General features: G+C 48.7%; 16 protein-coding genes and 1 pseudogene. 3 read left to right on the top strand and 14 right to left on the bottom strand.

What is annotated here, in order from left to right; translation table 11 throughout:
• Positions 1-159: 159 nt before the first annotated feature.
• The 6 genes from hxlB to B0X71_RS02065 form a co-directional block, all read right to left on the bottom strand.
• A complete protein-coding gene (hxlB, locus tag B0X71_RS02090) occupies positions 160-714 on the bottom strand; it encodes a 6-phospho-3-hexuloisomerase (protein WP_077587901.1) in 555 nt (184 codons plus the stop codon).
• A 1-nt stretch (position 715) separates the two neighbouring features.
• Entirely contained in the window at positions 716-1,357 is a 642-nt protein-coding gene (hxlA, locus tag B0X71_RS02085) for a 3-hexulose-6-phosphate synthase (RefSeq protein ID WP_077587900.1), read from the bottom strand.
• 162 nt (positions 1,358-1,519) lie between these two features.
• Positions 1,520-2,905 carry a class II fumarate hydratase gene (fumC, locus tag B0X71_RS02080; protein ID WP_077587899.1) on the bottom strand — a complete coding sequence of 462 codons (1,386 nt, stop codon included), beginning with the start codon at positions 2,903-2,905 and terminating at the stop codon, positions 1,520-1,522.
• A gap of 59 nt (positions 2,906-2,964) precedes the next feature.
• Complete coding sequence (locus B0X71_RS02075; protein ID WP_232336759.1) at positions 2,965-4,494, bottom strand: UDP-N-acetylmuramoyl-L-alanyl-D-glutamate--2,6-diaminopimelate ligase; 1,530 nt, start codon at positions 4,492-4,494, stop codon at positions 2,965-2,967.
• Between the two features lie 90 nt (positions 4,495-4,584).
• The gene (locus B0X71_RS02070) at positions 4,585-5,319 is read right to left on the bottom strand and encodes a hypothetical protein (protein ID WP_198038670.1); all 735 of its coding nucleotides are present in this window, start codon (positions 5,317-5,319) and stop codon (positions 4,585-4,587) included.
• The gene (locus B0X71_RS02065; protein ID WP_077587897.1) at positions 5,312-5,854 is read right to left on the bottom strand and encodes a P-loop NTPase family protein; all 543 of its coding nucleotides are present in this window, start codon (positions 5,852-5,854) and stop codon (positions 5,312-5,314) included. The genes B0X71_RS02070 and B0X71_RS02065 overlap by 8 nt, the downstream gene beginning before the upstream one ends.
• Positions 5,855-6,060: 206 nt before the next feature.
• On the opposite strand from B0X71_RS02065, the gene B0X71_RS02060 reads away from it, so the two are divergent.
• The 3 genes and pseudogenes from B0X71_RS02060 (at position 6,061) to B0X71_RS02050 (ending at position 7,919) form a co-directional block, all read left to right on the top strand.
• Positions 6,061-6,261, top strand: a complete 201-nt coding sequence (locus tag B0X71_RS02060; protein WP_077587896.1) for a cold-shock protein — start codon at positions 6,061-6,063, stop codon at positions 6,259-6,261.
• 200 nt (positions 6,262-6,461) lie between these two features.
• Positions 6,462-7,196 carry an LPXTG cell wall anchor domain-containing protein gene (locus B0X71_RS21320; RefSeq protein ID WP_232336758.1) on the top strand — a complete coding sequence of 245 codons (735 nt, stop codon included), beginning with the start codon at positions 6,462-6,464 and terminating at the stop codon, positions 7,194-7,196.
• A gap of 49 nt (positions 7,197-7,245) precedes the next feature.
• Positions 7,246-7,919: pseudogene (locus tag B0X71_RS02050) on the top strand (class D sortase).
• A gap of 138 nt (positions 7,920-8,057) precedes the next feature.
• Here the strand turns inward: B0X71_RS02050 and B0X71_RS02045 are convergent.
• The 8 genes from B0X71_RS02045 to B0X71_RS02010 all read right to left on the bottom strand — a co-directional run bounded on the left by B0X71_RS02045 (position 8,058) and on the right by B0X71_RS02010 (position 16,804).
• Positions 8,058-8,630, bottom strand: coding sequence for an NUDIX hydrolase (locus B0X71_RS02045; protein WP_156889774.1), 573 nt, complete (start codon positions 8,628-8,630; stop codon positions 8,058-8,060).
• Positions 8,620-10,317, bottom strand: a complete 1,698-nt coding sequence (locus B0X71_RS02040) for a serine hydrolase (protein ID WP_232336757.1) — start codon at positions 10,315-10,317, stop codon at positions 8,620-8,622. The genes B0X71_RS02045 and B0X71_RS02040 overlap by 11 nt, the downstream gene beginning before the upstream one ends.
• A gap of 27 nt (positions 10,318-10,344) precedes the next feature.
• Positions 10,345-10,797 carry a GNAT family N-acetyltransferase gene (locus B0X71_RS02035; protein WP_077587894.1) on the bottom strand — a complete coding sequence of 151 codons (453 nt, stop codon included), beginning with the start codon at positions 10,795-10,797 and terminating at the stop codon, positions 10,345-10,347.
• A complete protein-coding gene (locus B0X71_RS02030) occupies positions 10,794-11,246 on the bottom strand; it encodes a hypothetical protein (RefSeq protein WP_077587893.1) in 453 nt (150 codons plus the stop codon). The genes B0X71_RS02035 and B0X71_RS02030 overlap by 4 nt, the downstream gene beginning before the upstream one ends.
• A gap of 51 nt (positions 11,247-11,297) precedes the next feature.
• Positions 11,298-13,922 (bottom strand): MMPL family transporter, encoded by a 2,625-nt coding sequence (locus tag B0X71_RS02025; RefSeq protein ID WP_077590861.1) that lies wholly within the window; start codon positions 13,920-13,922, stop codon positions 11,298-11,300.
• Positions 13,922-14,368, bottom strand: coding sequence for a MarR family winged helix-turn-helix transcriptional regulator (locus B0X71_RS02020; RefSeq protein WP_077587892.1), 447 nt, complete (start codon positions 14,366-14,368; stop codon positions 13,922-13,924). The genes B0X71_RS02025 and B0X71_RS02020 overlap by 1 nt, the downstream gene beginning before the upstream one ends.
• Positions 14,369-14,491: 123 nt before the next feature.
• Positions 14,492-15,586, bottom strand: a complete 1,095-nt coding sequence (locus B0X71_RS02015; protein ID WP_077587891.1) for an AI-2E family transporter — start codon at positions 15,584-15,586, stop codon at positions 14,492-14,494.
• 153 nt (positions 15,587-15,739) lie between these two features.
• Positions 15,740-16,804, bottom strand: coding sequence for a CAP domain-containing protein (locus B0X71_RS02010; RefSeq protein ID WP_077587890.1), 1,065 nt, complete (start codon positions 16,802-16,804; stop codon positions 15,740-15,742).
• Positions 16,805-16,832 lie beyond the last annotated feature (28 nt).

Genomic DNA, 16,832 nt, shown 5'->3' with positions numbered 1-16,832 from the left:
ATCTTAAGTCCGAATTCGCCGTCTTGTGACAAATTCCTGTACTCTCTATCATTATCTGATACTCTCACCCTAAAGCAACGTGCTTTCTTTGTCTAATTTCGATAAGGAACAGAAAAAGCAGTGCTTCTCTTTATTGAAAAGCACTGCTTTTTCTTTACCCTATTCAAGGTTGGCATGTCTGCCATACATCGTTCCTGAACTGGTTTCTTTTTTCTCCATAAGCCGCATCACAACAGCATCATAGATCAATAATAAAGCTTGTTCGAAGAGGGAACCCATCGGCTGCACCGACTTGCCGCTCGTATTTTCCCCTTTTGCCTGTGCCGGCACATTAACGTGGATATCAGCCAACTGACCGATTGATGAGCCGGGATTTGTTGTTACAGCCGCAATTGTCGCACCAATGTCTTTCGCCTTTTCAGTCATCATAACGAGACTTTTCGTCTCACCTGAACCGGAACCAATGATAAATAAATCGCCCGGTTCCAAATTAGGTGTTACCGTTTCTCCGACAACATATGGATTAAGACCGATATGCATGAGACGCATCACAAAAGCTTTTGCCATGAAACCTGAGCGGCCGCCGCCAGCGACAAAGACCTTCCCGGCATTCCAGACTGCTTCTGTCAATTGCTCGGTTTCCTGTTCATCGACTTGCTTCAGCGTGCGAGTAAGCTCCGACAGAATTTCATTGGTGTAAGCTATTGTCTGCATATCAGACAGTTGCACCTTCGTTGATCAACTGGCGGATTTGCGCAGCAGCTTCTTCTTTGTTTTCTTTGCTTGTAATGCCGCCGCCTACAATAACAAGATCAGGCTGCGCTTCAATCACTTCCGGTAAGGTTTCCAGTTTAATACCGCCGGCGATTGCTGTTTTGGCATTTTTCACTACGCCCTTAATCGTACGCAGGTCTTCGAATGAATCTTTGCCTTCCGCCTGAAGGTCATATCCAGTGTGAACACAGATATAATCAGCACCCAATGCATCAATTTCAGCAGCGCGTGTTTTAATATCTTTTACAGCAATCATATCCACGAGGATCTTCTTGCCTTGTTTTTTTGCTTCTTCAACAGCACCTTTGATCGACGCGTCTTCCGCCTGTGCCAGAATCGTCACGATATCCGCACCTGCTGCAGAAGCTTGAGCCACTTCATAGCCGGCAGCGTCCATAATTTTAACGTCGGCCAGGATCGTTAAGTCAGGAAATGCATTCTTTAACTCTGTTACCGCTTTAAGTCCTTCCCGGTTAATAACCGGCGTGCCAAGCTCTACAATATCAATATGTTCCGCTACTTCTCTTACGAGTTCAACGGCTTCAGGAATGTTCACTAAGTCTAACGCTAGTTGTAGTTTCATCCATAATTCTCCTTCTAAATTATAATTTGTCACTATATCAGTATAAGACGCCACTTTAGCAAAGTGAAGAAATACGCTTATAGCGACTTGGGTTAGGTGATACACTTTTCTGTTCACTTAAAAAGAAGCGGCTCCATCTCCGGAGCCGCTTCTACCTGCTATTTATTTTTGACCGACCATGTTTTCCGGTCGGACCCATTCATCGAATTGTTCAGCAGTCAGGTGTCCTGATTCCACTGCCGACTCTTTCAGTGTCGTGCCTTTTTCATGAGCCTGCTTGGCAATTTTCGCCGCTTTTTCATAGCCGATGTGCGGGTTTAATGCTGTTACGAGCATGAGAGAATTTTTTACGTGATTTTCAATCACTTCAAGATTCGCTTCAATGCCAATTGCACAATTCTCGTCAAAGCTGACCAGGCTGTCCGCCAAGAGCCGCACGGACTGCAGGAAGTTATAGGCAATGACCGGTTTGAAGACATTCAGTTCAAAATTCCCTTGGCTCGCCGCGAAACCGATCGCTGCATCGTTCCCCATAACTTGAACCGCAACCATCGTCAATGCTTCGCTTTGTGTCGGATTCACTTTACCCGGCATGATCGAGCTGCCCGGTTCATTCGCCGGAATTGTGATTTCACCGATACCGCTTCGTGGTCCGCTCGCAAGCCAGCGAACATCATTGGCGATTTTCATGGCGTCTGCCGCCAGTGCTTTAATGGCACCGTGAACGAAGACCATTTCATCATGACTCGTCAATGCATGGAATTTATTCTCAGCGGATGTGAATTCCGTACCGACTGCCTCGGCAATGAAATCCGCCACCAGTCCGCCAAAGCGCGGGTCTGCGTTGATCCCTGTGCCAACTGCTGTGCCGCCGATTGCCAGTTCCCGCATTTCATCGACACTTGCCTGGATCATGCGTGATGACTTCACAAGCATCTGGTGCCAGCCGCTGATTTCCTGACCGAGCGTCAGCGGGGTTGCATCCTGCAGGTGCGTCCGTCCGATTTTGATGATGTCGTTGAAATTCTCCGACTTTTCTGCGAGTGTTTTCTGCAGCCGCTCAATCGCCGGCAGCAGCTGTTCCGTCACTGCCAGTACGCCAGCCACATGCATAGCCGTCGGATATGTATCATTCGAGCTCTGAGACATGTTAACGTCATCGTTCGGATGCAACCGTTCGTCTGAACCCTGTTCTTCCAGCAATTCGTTTCCGCGTCTTGCCAGCACTTCGTTCATGTTCATATTGGACTGCGTGCCGCTGCCTGTCTGCCAGACAACAAGCGGGAAATGGTCGTTCCACTTTCCGGCAATCACTTCATCAGCCGCTGCCGCGATTGCTTCCATTTTTGCATCGGACAGTTTACCGAGTTTGTGATTCGCTTTTGCCGTCGCTTTTTTCAGCTGAGCAAACGCCATGACAACCTCATGCGGCATCTTTTCTGTGCCGATTGCAAAGTTTTGTTTGCTGCGCTGCGTCTGTGCTCCCCATAATTTATCGGCCGGGACTTGAATTTCACCAATTGTATCTTTTTCCGTACGGAATTCCATTCTTTTCCCTCCATTTACTCACTCAATTCAAGCTACTCCTCTATTATAAACAAAATCGCTCACCTTTGCGCCAGAAAGAATTGATCAATGATTTCTTCATCTGAATGTGGCACATATTCGCCTTTGATGATCTGTGCGCCGTTAATGCAGCCGCTCGTCAGCAATATGATATCCCCGGGCCCACTTTCCTGCAGCGCCGCTTCAACCGCTGCTTTTCTCGTCATCGCCGTCATTACCTGCTGCTTATGCGGGATGGAAAAACCTTTCATCACTTCATTGATAACCACTTCCGGCTCGTGATCACCCGGATGATCGACGGTGACGACCAGCACGTCCGCCTTCCCTTCGGCTGCCCTGGCCATTTTCGGCATTTTTCCAAAATCCCGGATACCGATGCCTGCAATCAATGCAATCAGCCGGTTATGTTTCAACTCATTTGAGGCTTTCAGGACTTTATTGAGCGCGACGGGTGTATGGGCATAATCGATAATGATTCTGCGTTCTTCCGGGCCGTTGATAAGCTGGAATCGGCCTTCCACCCGCTCCACTTCAGGCAGGATAGGCAAGACACGCTCCATTGGGATGTCGGCCTGCAGCAGCGCTCCGATGGCAGCAGCCATGTTTCCCACATTATAATCAGCGAACAGCGGCATGGTAACCGAATGGGTATCTCCCTGCCAAATCAGATCAAACCTCATGCCTTCTGCTGTATGCCGAACGTTAGTCCATGTCAAATGCGCGCCCCGGCCTGGTTTCTGGCTGTATGTCAGAATCGGGCAATCGGCAGTTTCAAGTATTTCCCGAGCCATGCCCCGGTCATCCAGATTCACTACAGCCTTTTTAGTCTGGCTGAACAGTTTCAGCTTGGCCTGCCGGTAGCAAGCAATTGTCTTATGATATTCCAAATGTTCTTCCGACAGGTTCGTATGGACAGCGACTTCAAATTCCACGCCGTACGTCCGTTTCTGATCAAGCGCGATCGATGTGACTTCCATCGACACCGCTTCATCTCCATGTTCGGTAAGGATCGAAAAAATCCGGTGCAGATCAGCAGACAACGGTTTGATAGGCGTTGTTTTTTTAAATGCCAGCTTTGACTTAGATGTGTATACCCCGTTTGTGCCGACAAGTCCGCACGGCATCCCGACCAGATTGAACAGATTACGCACATAAGCTGCAACCGTCGTCTTGCCGTTTGTTCCGGTAATCCCCACTTTGACCAACCGGTCCTGTACAACTTCTGACAGCGCGATCGAGAAAAGTGCCAAAGCCTCACGGGGATCTTCCACCAGCGCAAACGTCACATTTTCAAACCGGTTCTTATATGAATCCAGAACAACAGCATCAGAGCCGATGATCACAGCCGCCCCTTTTGCGACCGCTTCTTCAATATAGAAATGGCCGTCCGTGTTTTCTCCTGGAATACAGACGAACACCGCCCCATCTGTTACATTTTCGGAATTATAAATGACTGATGAAATTTCCTGCTGAATAGGGCCGTGAAAGCTGAGTGACCGGATAGGGAAATCCTTATCGAATGATAGATTCATGGCGGTGGCGCCTCCCAGTCGATTTCTTTTAATTGTCACCAAAGACTACTCCACTATCTGCCAACAGATCAGCAGACTGAGACAGAGGACAAGCGGCTGTCCTTTTCCATCAGTTCTATCTTGTATTCCCTATTCTTCAGCCGAACCGTCTTCCATACTCCTTTTTGCAAAATCGAGGCTGAAACTTCCGTTAGCCGGCGTTATGCCAACACCAACATAATTATCTGTAAGCAGTTCCTGCTGCCGTTCAAGGTCTTCTGCCGGCACCGCAATGTGTCCGGTATATTCCACCTGTTCCTGTTCCAAGTCCTTCACGAAAATATAGCGCAGCATGCTGCTGTATTTCTCCTTTAAAGCAGCGATGTGCATACCTTGGGCAATTTTATCTTTCATGCTTGGGATATTCATCGGTGCGACCGTGCAGGCTATATAGCGAAAATCCCCTTCCAGGTTCGGCACTTGCTCCATTACAATGCGGGCCATTTGCTGCTGCAGTCGGTTTCCGCGATACGCTGGAAGGACAGCAGACAACTCCTGATAGAGCACGCGCGGTAATTCTTCATCAGGAAGTCCAAAATCCCGTCCCAGATGCTCTTCGTCCAGCGGCGGGATCAGCAGCGCCCGGAATCCGATTAATTTTTCTTCCGTGAATGCGCCGACCATGAGTCCCCGGCCATTCAGAATAAATAAAAACTCTTCCGTTGTCAGCGGCTGCAACTGATCCTGCACCGTTACTGCATGAATCACTTCCTGTTGCATCTCTTCGATAATCGGCAAGTCGGCAACAGCCAGGCACCGGATATAGAACGACTCACTTTCACCTGTACGTTGATTTATAATCATGCCTTCTTTTAACTTATTCACTAAATCCACCTTTCATTACAGGAAACGTATCCAAAAATCCTTCGATTTGCCGCTTGCCTCTCAGTATGATTGAACGGTTGCCGGGTCGTGCTTCTTCAAATTGCTGAAGCCGGTGCCGCATCTTCACTTTTCGCGTTGCGTACGTCCGGATGATGAATGAAAGAAATTCCTTGTCCATCTTCTCTTCACAGCTCTCGGGCATATCCGGACGCGTATGGCCGAGATTGCTGACCCAGCGCTTCAGCACCCGGTACAGACAGACCCGAAGCGGCAATTCCAGATAAATCATCGTATCTGCTTCAGCCGCCCGCATCTCAAAGGTTGCGCTGTAATTCCCATCGATGATCCATTCCTTTTCCCGCAGGAGAATCGCCGTTTTTTCAATGAATTCTTCCGGAGTCGATTCCACCCATCCGGCATTCCAGAAATGAGCATCCAGGTGGTGGACCGGCAGGCCGGTCCGGACACCTAATTCCCTTGCAAACGTTGATTTCCCTGCACCTGCTGAGACACCGATCACCATAATCTTGTTCATGTTTTCTTCTCCATTCCCCTTTTTTCTTTAGTATACGCAATCCCTGTAAAAAAAGAATTCCTCTAAGTTTTCCTTATTGGTTGCAATTCCTGAAATAGGGTGTTATATTTAAAAAGGATTATTTTTGTTCGGATAATTTTCGAAGAGTTTGAGCAAGGATAGTAACACAATGTGTACGAGTAATTGTACACGAGGAGGAAACAAACATGGAACAAGGTAAAGTGAAATGGTTTAATTCAGAAAAAGGCTTCGGATTTATCGAGCGCGACGGCGGAGACGATGTATTCGTACACTTCTCAGCAATCCAAGGCGAAGGTTTCAAAACATTGGACGAAGGACAGGACGTATCTTTCGACATCGAGCAAGGTCAGCGTGGCCTGCAGGCTTCTAACGTAGTTAAACTGTAATTCAACCAACAACCTTTCATAAGCTCTCTCCCAATCGGGAGAGAGCTTATTTTTGTATGGATTGGTATTTTTCATGCGAAATTTTTCCTGTTTCCCTGCAAGTATTCCGAATTATCCATGTTTTCATTTTACAAATTGTCTCATATCGTTTAAGTTATGGATGAGCTACATAAAATACGCAGAAAGAAAGGAGAAAAACGATGAAGAATAAGTTAACAGCATGGCTCATCGGTTCGTTTTTGGCCTTGGGATTCGCAACTGGGGTAAGTGCAGACAATCACATCGAAGACACGTTGAACTGCGGTGATTTCGAAGGGGATACTGAGGGTCTCGTGGAACTCTGGTATGAGAATGATTTCGATGCAGAGAATGACCCGCATAATTTGGATGGCGACGCAGATGGACTTCCTTGTGAAGTACTACAAGCTGACTTCGATGCCTATGCGGCAGAGCAGGAAGCCGGAACTGACACTGAAGATCCAGTAGAAGGAACGACAGATGAAGAAGAGACTGATGAAGACGCCGCTTCCGAAGACACAGAAGATACAGTCACAAACGACAGAGACTGCGACTACTTTGCCACACATGAAGATGCATTGGATTTCTGGTTTACAAACGGATACAGCGCTGATAATGATCCGCACCGCCTCGATGGCGATGACGACGGCATTCCATGTGAAGTGACGGCTGATGAATATGATGCCTTTGTCGCTGATTGGAATGACGACGAAGAGGGTAATGAGGAAGAAGAAGCAATTGATGAAAACGAAGCAACTGATGAAGACGAAGCAGCTGCTGACGAAGATGAAGAAGAAGGTGAACCACTCCCGGACACAGCAACAAGTAACCCATTGATGATGCTGTTCGGTACAGCCATTGCGGGAGCAGGCGCACTCTTGATGCTCCGCCGTAAAGAAGGAAAAACACAAGCATAGTTTAAAACGGCAGGTGTTCCCTGCCGTTTTCCTGTGAGGTGATGAGGCGATGAGACGCTGGCTTGGACTTTGTTTATTACTGATCGGACTTGGCATGGGATTGTATAATTTTTGGCAATGGTACGGCGGACAGACAGCTGCTCAGGACTTGAGTATTGAAGAGGTTCAGACGTTCAAGGAAAGTGAAACTGTCACAGAGGCAGAGCCAGCTCCCCATCCGCCCAACCGAGTGTATCCGAACCGGCACCTGAATCGGAATCTGGAATTGAGCCGGAGCCGGCCGCTGCTGCTCCTGTCCTGACCGCGGATGTGGAACACACACTCGGAGCAGAAGCAGCAACACTGCTCATTCCGGATATTGAACAAAAGTACACCGTATACTGGGGAACCGATGAGGATGTCTTAAGCCAAGGGGTCGGTCTGTATGTCAGTGAGACTACCACGGTTCCCGGAAGCCCGGGCCATACGGTTATGAGCGGCCACCGGGATACTGTTTTTGCGCAACTCGGTGAATTGGAAGTATCCGATCAGCTGCTTGTCGAATATGAAGGGAAGAAACTCACCTATCAGATCAATAAAATTTGGATCACCCATAAAGATGATCGGACCGTCATCGTTGAGAAAGACGAAGCCACTCTTACACTGACGACTTGCTATCCGTTCAATTTTTTCGGCGATGCACCCGACCGATACATCATCCAGGCGGAATTGATCTCAGAGTAGACAAAAGCACAGCCCGCGGGCTGTGCTTTTATAAATTGGCGGAGATAAACCATTGCATCACAAGATAAATCAGCACAACCATGAGCAGCGTCAATGCCACCAAAATGATCGCAAACTTCTTCCCGTTCATATGCATCCTCACTCCTTTAACGCCATATAGCGCTGAATTCCGTCAAATACCGTAAGCATATACCGGTCTTCATGCGGCACGATATCCGTCTTCTTCAGATTTCGTCCGCCCGCCTGAATTTCCTGTCCCGCCCAGAGCTGCTGCAGCTTTTCCAGATGAAACCATTCAACCCTTTCCACTTCCTCTTCCTGAAGTATAAATGGGGTTTCCTTCGGTATTTCCAATAAGTATACATGGGTCCACTCTTTGTCGATAAAGCCAGGCAGCCGGATTTCATCTTTAATCACGCCAAGCGGCACAAGCGAATTGAAGTCAACCCGCACCCCCAACTCTTCATAAAGTTCACGCACACCGTCCTGTACTGTTTCTCCGGCTAATAGATGGCCAGCCGCTGAAATATCCAGCAAGCCCGGAAAATCTTTCTTCCCGCTGCTTCTCGTCTGCAGAAGCACTTCTTCTCCATGAACCAGCCAGCAATGAAATGTCTCATGGAGCAAACCCCGTTCATGTATATGATGCCGGGCAAACACGCCCGCTGGTCTTCGTTCTTCATCCGCCGCCTGGATCCATTCAGTCGCCACTATCCGTCTCTCCTTTGATCACTGCAATAACTGCCGGCAGATTGCATTCCGTGTTCGCGAGCATTGTCAGAATCGAGTGATCCGATTTCCTGACAATTGAATAGAACCGGACACCCGGGTCTTTTCCTGAGATCGAGTAACCCTCTTCCGTTATCCGAATACCATATCCGTGCGCGCCATTTTTTGTTGGAATATGCGGCGTCAGGAGCCGGTCGGTCATATCAGCTGACAGCAATTCATACGCCAGCAGGCTGCTCCAAAACTTCTCCATGTCTTCAGCCGTTGTGAATGCGCCACCGTCTGCTCCTCCCCGAACCGGAATGGAATACTGGTTGGTCCGCCAGCCCCCTGCTACGTCGAGATAACCTTGCGCTGTATGTTCAGGCAGCTCATCAAGGCGGAAATAGCCGGATCGATTCATTCCGGCCGGGTCAAACACTTGTTTTTGAATGACACTGGTAAACGGCTGTCCTGTCACTTTCTCTGCAATAAGGCCGAGCACGATATATCCGGCATTATTGTAGTGGAACCGTTCCCCTGGTGTGAACTGCATTTGCTTATCCCGGAACAGCGGAATGAAATCCGCGGGCTGTTCCATCCGATACATCGGTATTTCCCGCCATAATGCTCCGTAGTCATCCATTTCCTCTTCACTGAAATAATCCGGAATACCCGATGTATGGGTCAGTAGCTGGTGGACCGTCACATCGGAAGCCGGGAAAAGATCCGGCAACAATTCCGGCAGGCGATCATCAAATGCAAGCTTCCCTTCCTCAACAAGCCGGCAGATGGCAACCGCCGTGAAAATCTTCGAGCCGGATGCGATGCCAAAGCGGGTATCCACCGAATTCGGTAATTCGTCCGCCCGATTTGCATCGCCTTTTGCTAGCACTTGCGTCTCGCCTTCTTCCATCCATGACAGGACGCCTGAAAAATCCAGCTCTTCCAGCCGGTCATGGATCGGGTTCACTGCGGTATGTACCGTCACCCGACCTTCTTCTGATACCTCGATTTGACGGCTGTCCGTAAGTTCGATCATCAACGGATGCACTTCTCCTTTTGCCTTCGAAAAATACCAGATGCGCTTTGGCGGCAGCAACAGAATGAACGCGTCTCCCTGTCCCAAAAAATTCAGGGACTTTGGATCAATTCCATTGCTTCCCCAGATCTGGATTCCACTCGCTTGAAGGAGACTGCCGACCTCTTCCATAAAAGGTGTTGTGATATTGATTTCACTGATATTCAGGAGAGATTCCATCGTGAAGTCACCCAACCGGTCGACACGGCGTCGGCCGATGAATTCCACGATATTACCTGCAGGATCCTCAAAATAAAAGGCGTCTGCATCGAATCCGCGGTAATAAATCTCGTCCTCCCCTGATTCACGGTTCAGCGTTACACGCTCTTCCGCCCAAGACTTAGCAAGGGAAAACTGATTGCCCGGAATATTGATGGCATAATGATAAAACGCCTGGCGGTCCGATTCCCGGAATTCAAGTTCGGATTCGCCGACTGCAAGCGTAAAGCCGGTTTCATCTTTTTCTGTCACCCGGAAACCAAGGTGGTACTCGTAAAACCCTCTCATTTCCTTTAACTTATTCGTATAGAGCGTCACTTTTTTGAACATTCGGCTCACCTCTGCTTTCAGCATACCGGAAGTCCGGCATTTTTTCTTCCAAAAAGGCAAAAGAAAAACCTCCCATAAAAGGAGGTTTTACAAAGTCAGTTCAAGCCGGACCATGTCCCGGCACTGAATGCCATTTTCAATAATCGGTTCCGGATAGTTTCGGACAAAAAAGTCCCGGTCAATCGACTTCATCCGGAAGCCGCATTTCTGGTACAGCGCCAGTTGATCCAGACTTGAATTTCCGGTGCCGATTTCCACAATTGAAAAACCGCATTGGCCGGCTATTGTCACTGCATGTGAAATCAGCGCTTTTGCAACACCTTTACCGCGTGCCGGTTCTGCAACTGCAATGTTTTTGATTTCGACGGTTTCATCCGTAAGCGGCAGGAGAACACAGACTCCTGCCACGCAGCTGTTTTTTTCGGCGATAAACACGTCGCCTTCAGCGGCATACGAACGGATCATCTCTTCTGAAGGGTCCGCCTCTAAGAGAAGAGACAGCGGCAGTTTCTCCACAGGCTTCAACTCTCTGATGATCATTTTTTATCTTCCCGGAATCCCTCTTCCTTCAAATAGCGTTTCGCATCGTCAAACGTTCCGAAACTCTCTTCCAGATTACGCCCTGCATAGACATTCCAGAATGGATCTTCGTTCACAAGGGTTACTTTCACGCCATCCCGGCTCGTCCATTCATTGTCATACAATTCAATTTCGGTCGATAAATAGTTGATCGAATCCCGGATGATCGCCTTCAATTCTTCAGGGGAAAATTCCCGGATATTGACATAGCCGCGGCTGTCCGCTTCATATTCCGGCAAGTCGCCTGTATATACGTAACCATTGCCGTTCGGATGCAAATGATAAACGACAGTCGTCTTTTCATACAGGCTGTCCTCGTAATGGTAATTCACTCGCTTCATGGATACGTCCCGTTTTGTCAGTTCCGGGAATGATTCGATAATCTGTTGTTTTTCTTCAAATGTCAGCATGCTAAAATCCTCCGTTTCATTTACTCTCGTTAGTATAGCATGCAGCCCTCGTCAGTCCTTCCGTTTTCTGCGGAACGGCCACCAGAGTCCATCCCCGAACGATATGGAGATAGCCGGTATGAGAAGCGGCAGTACGATGAGCCCATACAGCAGGAGACCGGTAACCACAATCGATGCAATCTGCACGAGACTCAGCACACCTGACGGGATCATGGCACCAAACGTTCCGGCCAGAATGACAGCGGCCGTAATGATAACTGTCCCCATCTTCGCCATGGATATGTGCAATGCTTGTCCCACTGCGGCTCCCCGGACCGCTTCTTCCCGGAACCGGTCCAGCAGAAAAATGGAATAGTCGACGCCGAGTGCTACGAGCATAACGAATCCGAAGAACGGAACTGCCCAGCTGATTCCGTCGTAACCGAATCCTTCAACAAAGATCAGTTCTGTAATAGATACAGACGTATAGTAAGTCAGCAATAGAGATCCGATCATGAACAGCGGCATGATAAGCGACCGGAACAGGATGGCCAGCACAACAAATAAACTGATCAGCATAATGGTAACCGTCCGTGTAAAGTCAGCAGATGAAATATCCCGCAGGTCACTGTTGATACTGGAAATCCCGCTGAATGCAAGTTCTGCATCTTCAAATGGTGTATTTGCCACACTGCGTTCCACAGCGGCTTTAATGTTTTCCGTGATATCGATCGCTTCCGGTGAATACGGATTTTCCGATAGAATCACTTCGAACATCAGGCCCGTCTCTTCTCCGAAGTAATACCGGTCTAGCACTGGCACAAAATCTTCTCCTTCCAATGCATCTTCCGGTATATACAGACCGGTATCCCGCGCGCTTTCACTATCGCTGATCGCCTGAAGCAAATCAGCCGCTTCTGTCAGGCCGGCTGCAATTTCCGTTAACCCGCTATTTGCAGAACCGACACCTTCAGCGATTTGAGTAAGACCGCCCGCCAGCTCTCCGCTGCCTGCAGCAGCTTCTTCAAGTCCCTGCTGCAGCTCAGTGAGACCGCCGCTGATTTGCGTCAGTGCACCGGCTGTCTGTTCGATATTGCTTGTGGCCTGCAGCCCCTGCGTCACTTGACCGAGCTGGGTGTTCAGCTGGCCAAGGGAAGCCGCCGCATTGTTCAGTCCGTCTGTATTGCCGGCCTGCTCACTGATAGCAGTCAGATTGTCCTGAATCTCTGTCAGGCCGCTCTGCACTTCTTCCAAGCCGCCAGCCGCTTCTGTAATGCCTTCGGAAACTAATCCGACTTGATCCGTCACATAAAAGTCTTCAATCGATTCACCTGTCGGCCGGGTGACTGTCCGGACAGACTCAACACCTTCCAGCTGCTCAATTTCTTCAGCTACTGTCTCGGCATAAGGAATAGTTTCAGCTGTGGCCAATGATTCTTCCGCATTAATAAGCACTTGCACAGGGAGCGAATCCCCTTGGCCGAATCCTTCTTCAATAGCACGCAATCCTTGTACCGATTCATACTCGGAACCGATTTCATCGACTGTATTGAACGACAGCTCATTGCCATATGTAAAAAGCAGCGGAACCGTTATGACGGCGACGACCAGCATCGATAGGAGCGGTCGGTTAACCGATAATTTGCTGAGCAACACCCATAATTTGCTGTCTTGATGCGCAGCGGATTTCTTTGATGGCCAGAATAACTTTTCTTTCAGCAAAGCCATCAGGAAAGGGACAATGGTATACAGCACAAGCATCAAGACGGCAATCCCGACTGCGACGGCAACTGCCGACTTGAAAATCGGGAATTCCGCAAACCCGATTGCAGTAAAACCGATGAATACAGCGAGTCCGCTGATCAACAGCGTCCGCCCTGCTGTCTTATATGTGTTTACAATTGCATCTTCCACCGAGTGACCTGCGGCCAATTCTTCCTTATACCGGCTGAGAAGCAAAATACAATAGTCGGTACCGATGCCGAATAAAATCGCCACCAGGAAGATCTGTGTATAGTTTGATACCGGGAAACCGAACCAGTCAACCAAAAATGCCACAATCGACTGACTCAGCAAATACGTAATCCCCACCGCAACCAATGGGACGAACGGCGTAATAATCGAACGGAACACCGCCAGAAGCAGTACGAAAATCAGTACGACCGTAATGATCTCGGTCCGTTCCAATCCTTCCTGCGCGCTTGCATTCACGTCACTGCTGATGATGGCCTGCCCTGTGATATAAGCAGTCAGATCACTCGGGATCAGCTGGCTGCGAATCTCATCCGCTATAGCATTCACTTCTTCGTTTGTCCCGTCTATTGTAACTGGAATCAGCACCGTCCGGCCGTCTTCTGACACCAGCTGTTCTTCCAGGTCAGCGCTCTCAACCGGATTCAGTACGGATGTGATCGGTTCTTCCAGTCCTTCAATATCATTCACCAATGTTTCAATCATGCTTCGCGTTTCCTCATCCAACTCCCCGTCAAGGGCAAGGACAAGTGAAATGGTTTGATCGGCCGCTCCTGCTTCTTCAAGAATATCAGCAGCCCGCTGAGAAGCGGCTTCATCCGATAACTGGAATGTTCCCGCTTCTTCCGCCTGTTGTGTTAAATTCGGCGCCAGCACAAACAGAACGGCTGTCAGGATAATAAGTGCAGCCGCTATGAGCCACTTGAATTTCAATATACTATGCATCATTCTGCTCCTTCTGTTTTTATAATCGTTTTTAATTTCCGGAAAATCTGCAGAAATTGTTCAATCTCCTCATCCTCTACATGGCGGATGAAGAGCTGCTGCACATATTCATGCGTCATTTCCTCTGCCTGTCCGACAAGCTGCTGCCCTTCCGGCGTCAGTTCAAACAGCCTGGAGCGCCGGTCCGGTGTTTCAACAATCCGGATCAGCCCTTTCTGGAGCAATTTTTTCGTCCTGCCTGAAATCGCACTTTTATGTACGGCCTGCAGGGCGGCCAGCCGACCTGACGTGAGCCGCCCTTCTCTTTGGAGTAATTTAAGAAGCTGCAGCTGTTCCGGTGAATACTCCTGCCAGAAGTGCGGATCCATGCTTTTCAAAACCTGTTCGGTTCCATAAATCATTACTTCTTCGAAAAGATTCACCGCTTCTTTGACTCGCGGATCCATAAACAGTTCACCCCCTAAACTAATATTTTTAGTTTAGGGGGTGAACTGTTTAACTGTCAACTGTCAGCCGCTGAACGCAAAAAACCTGTGAACATATGTTCACAGGCTGTCATATGCATTCTTTTACGGCTCTCCGTCCACATCCCGTGCAGCTGTTTCAGAAATTTCCTGCCGCTGGGCATAGAGGTTCCGGACGATATCCTTAATCACTGCATATACGGGTACTGCTACGATGATTCCGAAAAAACCGAAGAGGCTTCCTGCAGCAAGAATGATCGCAATGACAGTGAGCGGATGGACATTGAGCGCATTTCCCATGACATTTGGTGTGATAAGGGCGCCTTCAATCTGCTGGGCGACAAACATGATGATCGCGACATACAACGCCATGATCGGCTCTTGCAGAAACGCGATGCCCATTGCAGGCGCTGCCGCCAGATACGGCCCGAGGAATGGGATGAGATTCAGCAGCATGCCGAGCAACGCAAGAATCAGGGCAAAGTCAAGACCGATAATCCAATAACCGATCAATAGCAGGATACCAACAAGAAAACTGACAAGAATCTGTCCTTGGATATATGCTTTCAATGTTCGATCAATATCATGCAATGTCTTCCGAATCCAGACCCGGCGCTCCCCTGTAAAGAATTTTGCGACGAATGGAGCAAACTTCTCATGATCTTTCAGCATGTAAATCAAAAAAAACGGGGCGAGTATGATATAGAAGATCCCTTGTGCGAGATTAACGGTGAAACTCCAGAGCCAATTGCCGATGTTTCCGGTCCAGGAGCCGATATTATCCGTAAAATTGGATAAGTATTGTTCGGTATTCCCTGGAAGCCGGTTCCGCTGATTCAGCAGATAGTCAATATAGCCCTGTATCTGATTGGTAATCCGCGGTGCCGCTTCTGTCAGCCGGGTCACCTGTTCAGTGATAGCCGGTCCGATCAGCGTAATGAAAATCGCAATAGCTATGAGTATGGTGACAATCACCGTAGCGATCGAAGCCCATCTCGGAAACCGAAAGCGGCTTTCCACAAAGCGCTGAAGCGGATAGGTCAGATAAAATAATACCCCTCCAAGAACTATAGGAATAATAATGGCACTGATAATGGTAATAATCGGACTGAAAATCATTTCCACCTGAGTGGCTAAAAAGATAATCAGAAGTGCGAGCGCTATGCCGACCCCCGCCTGGAACCACAATCTGCTGGTCATAAGCTTCATTTCCTTTCCATGAAAACTTCCTGATATATTTTTGTCACATACCTGTATTATCTTTTGTTTCCCCTGTCATCGGCTGTTTTAACCATGAACTTCTGTCATTTGAAAGAAAAAGGACCGGCTAGGTCAGCGGTCCTCCTCCATTTATTATTTATCAAAAAAATCGGCTGTGAAAAACGGCTGGGCTTCTTTATTGAATGACACGCCAACGCCCAGGTAGCGGAACGCCGGTTTCAGGATATTTTCCCGGTGTCCGGCAGAATTCATCAGGCCTTCATGGGCAAAGATGCTGCTGTACTGCCCGTAAGCTAAATTTTCGCCTGCTAAGTAAAACTCAACACCACCTGCCTGCATGCGTTCAAACGGTGATAATCCCGCCAGATTCGTATGACTGAAATAGCTGTTTTCCGCCATTTCCACACTGTGTTTCCGGCCTACCGCCCGTGTGTCTTCATCCCATGCCAGCAACGGGAGCCCCCGCTGAATACGGGCTGAATTCGTCAATTCAAACAGCAGCATCTCATAGCCTTCTTTCAGCTGTTCGTCCGGCATTGCATAGATGGCAGGCCGCTGATTTTCCAAATCGTCGGAGATGACCTGGACAGCCGTTACCGTATTCTTCTCATGCAAATCATAAAATATCGTAATGTAGGCATCTTCTGTACGGAACACATCATACTGATCTTTTGAATCGAATAAGTATTGGATATTGCCTTTTTGCAAATACTCAAGCGGCGCGCCAAGCAGGCCGCGAACCTCTTCCCGGGTCGAGTTCATTGTAATGCCTTTTGCGGACACGAACATATCCTGGTTTGTGAACATGCCATTAACCCGTGCATTCTCATCATATGATAACAGCATGAAATTCTGATAATCCTGGTGATAACTATGCCAGCGTGTTCCATACTCGTTTTGCATAAGGCGCAGCGGTAAGCCGACTTCGGCCTGCGCTTCCTCTTTTGTCATACCAAGCGTCACATTGCCAATTGCAAATACAGCTTCTGTCGGATCCAGGTCATGAGGAGCGGCAGGCGCAGGCAGCACCGCTGACTGCTCAGTCACCCGGCGGGTCAATTCTTTAGCTCCTTCTGCCGCTTCCTGAAGCGGAGCGAGAAATTCAAACGCCGTCAGCTGCTTGGCCTCATCTTCCCACAGCGGTTTTGACAGCATGGCTGCCGTAAGCAGCAGCACAGCCAGAAACAGCTTCTTCATGCACACACCTTCTCTCTTCTGGTTTCCT

The sequence above is a fragment of the Planococcus lenghuensis genome (assembly GCF_001999905.1).
GTDB lineage: Bacteria > Bacillota > Bacilli > Bacillales_A > Planococcaceae > Indiicoccus > Indiicoccus lenghuensis.
Note: the sequence above shows the minus strand (reverse complement) of the source record. Positions and strands in the feature narration are given on the sequence as shown.

Coding starts and splice junctions, on each gene's coding strand:
- hxlB (WP_077587901.1), bottom strand. CDS start 714: ATGCAGACAATAGCTTACACCAATGAAATTCTGTCGGAGCTTACTCGC.
- hxlA (WP_077587900.1), bottom strand. CDS start 1,357: ATGAAACTACAACTAGCGTTAGACTTAGTGAACATTCCTGAAGCCGTT.
- fumC (WP_077587899.1), bottom strand. CDS start 2,905: ATGGAATTCCGTACGGAAAAAGATACAATTGGTGAAATTCAAGTCCCG.
- B0X71_RS02065 (WP_077587897.1), bottom strand. CDS start 5,854: ATGAACAAGATTATGGTGATCGGTGTCTCAGCAGGTGCAGGGAAATCA.
- B0X71_RS02060 (WP_077587896.1), top strand. CDS start 6,061: ATGGAACAAGGTAAAGTGAAATGGTTTAATTCAGAAAAAGGCTTCGGA.
- B0X71_RS21320 (WP_232336758.1), top strand. CDS start 6,462: ATGAAGAATAAGTTAACAGCATGGCTCATCGGTTCGTTTTTGGCCTTG.
- B0X71_RS02035 (WP_077587894.1), bottom strand. CDS start 10,797: ATGATCATCAGAGAGTTGAAGCCTGTGGAGAAACTGCCGCTGTCTCTT.
- B0X71_RS02030 (WP_077587893.1), bottom strand. CDS start 11,246: ATGCTGACATTTGAAGAAAAACAACAGATTATCGAATCATTCCCGGAA.
- B0X71_RS02025 (WP_077590861.1), bottom strand. CDS start 13,922: ATGCATAGTATATTGAAATTCAAGTGGCTCATAGCGGCTGCACTTATT.
- B0X71_RS02020 (WP_077587892.1), bottom strand. CDS start 14,368: ATGGATCCGCGAGTCAAAGAAGCGGTGAATCTTTTCGAAGAAGTAATG.
- B0X71_RS02015 (WP_077587891.1), bottom strand. CDS start 15,586: ATGACCAGCAGATTGTGGTTCCAGGCGGGGGTCGGCATAGCGCTCGCA.
- B0X71_RS02010 (WP_077587890.1), bottom strand. CDS start 16,804: ATGAAGAAGCTGTTTCTGGCTGTGCTGCTGCTTACGGCAGCCATGCTG.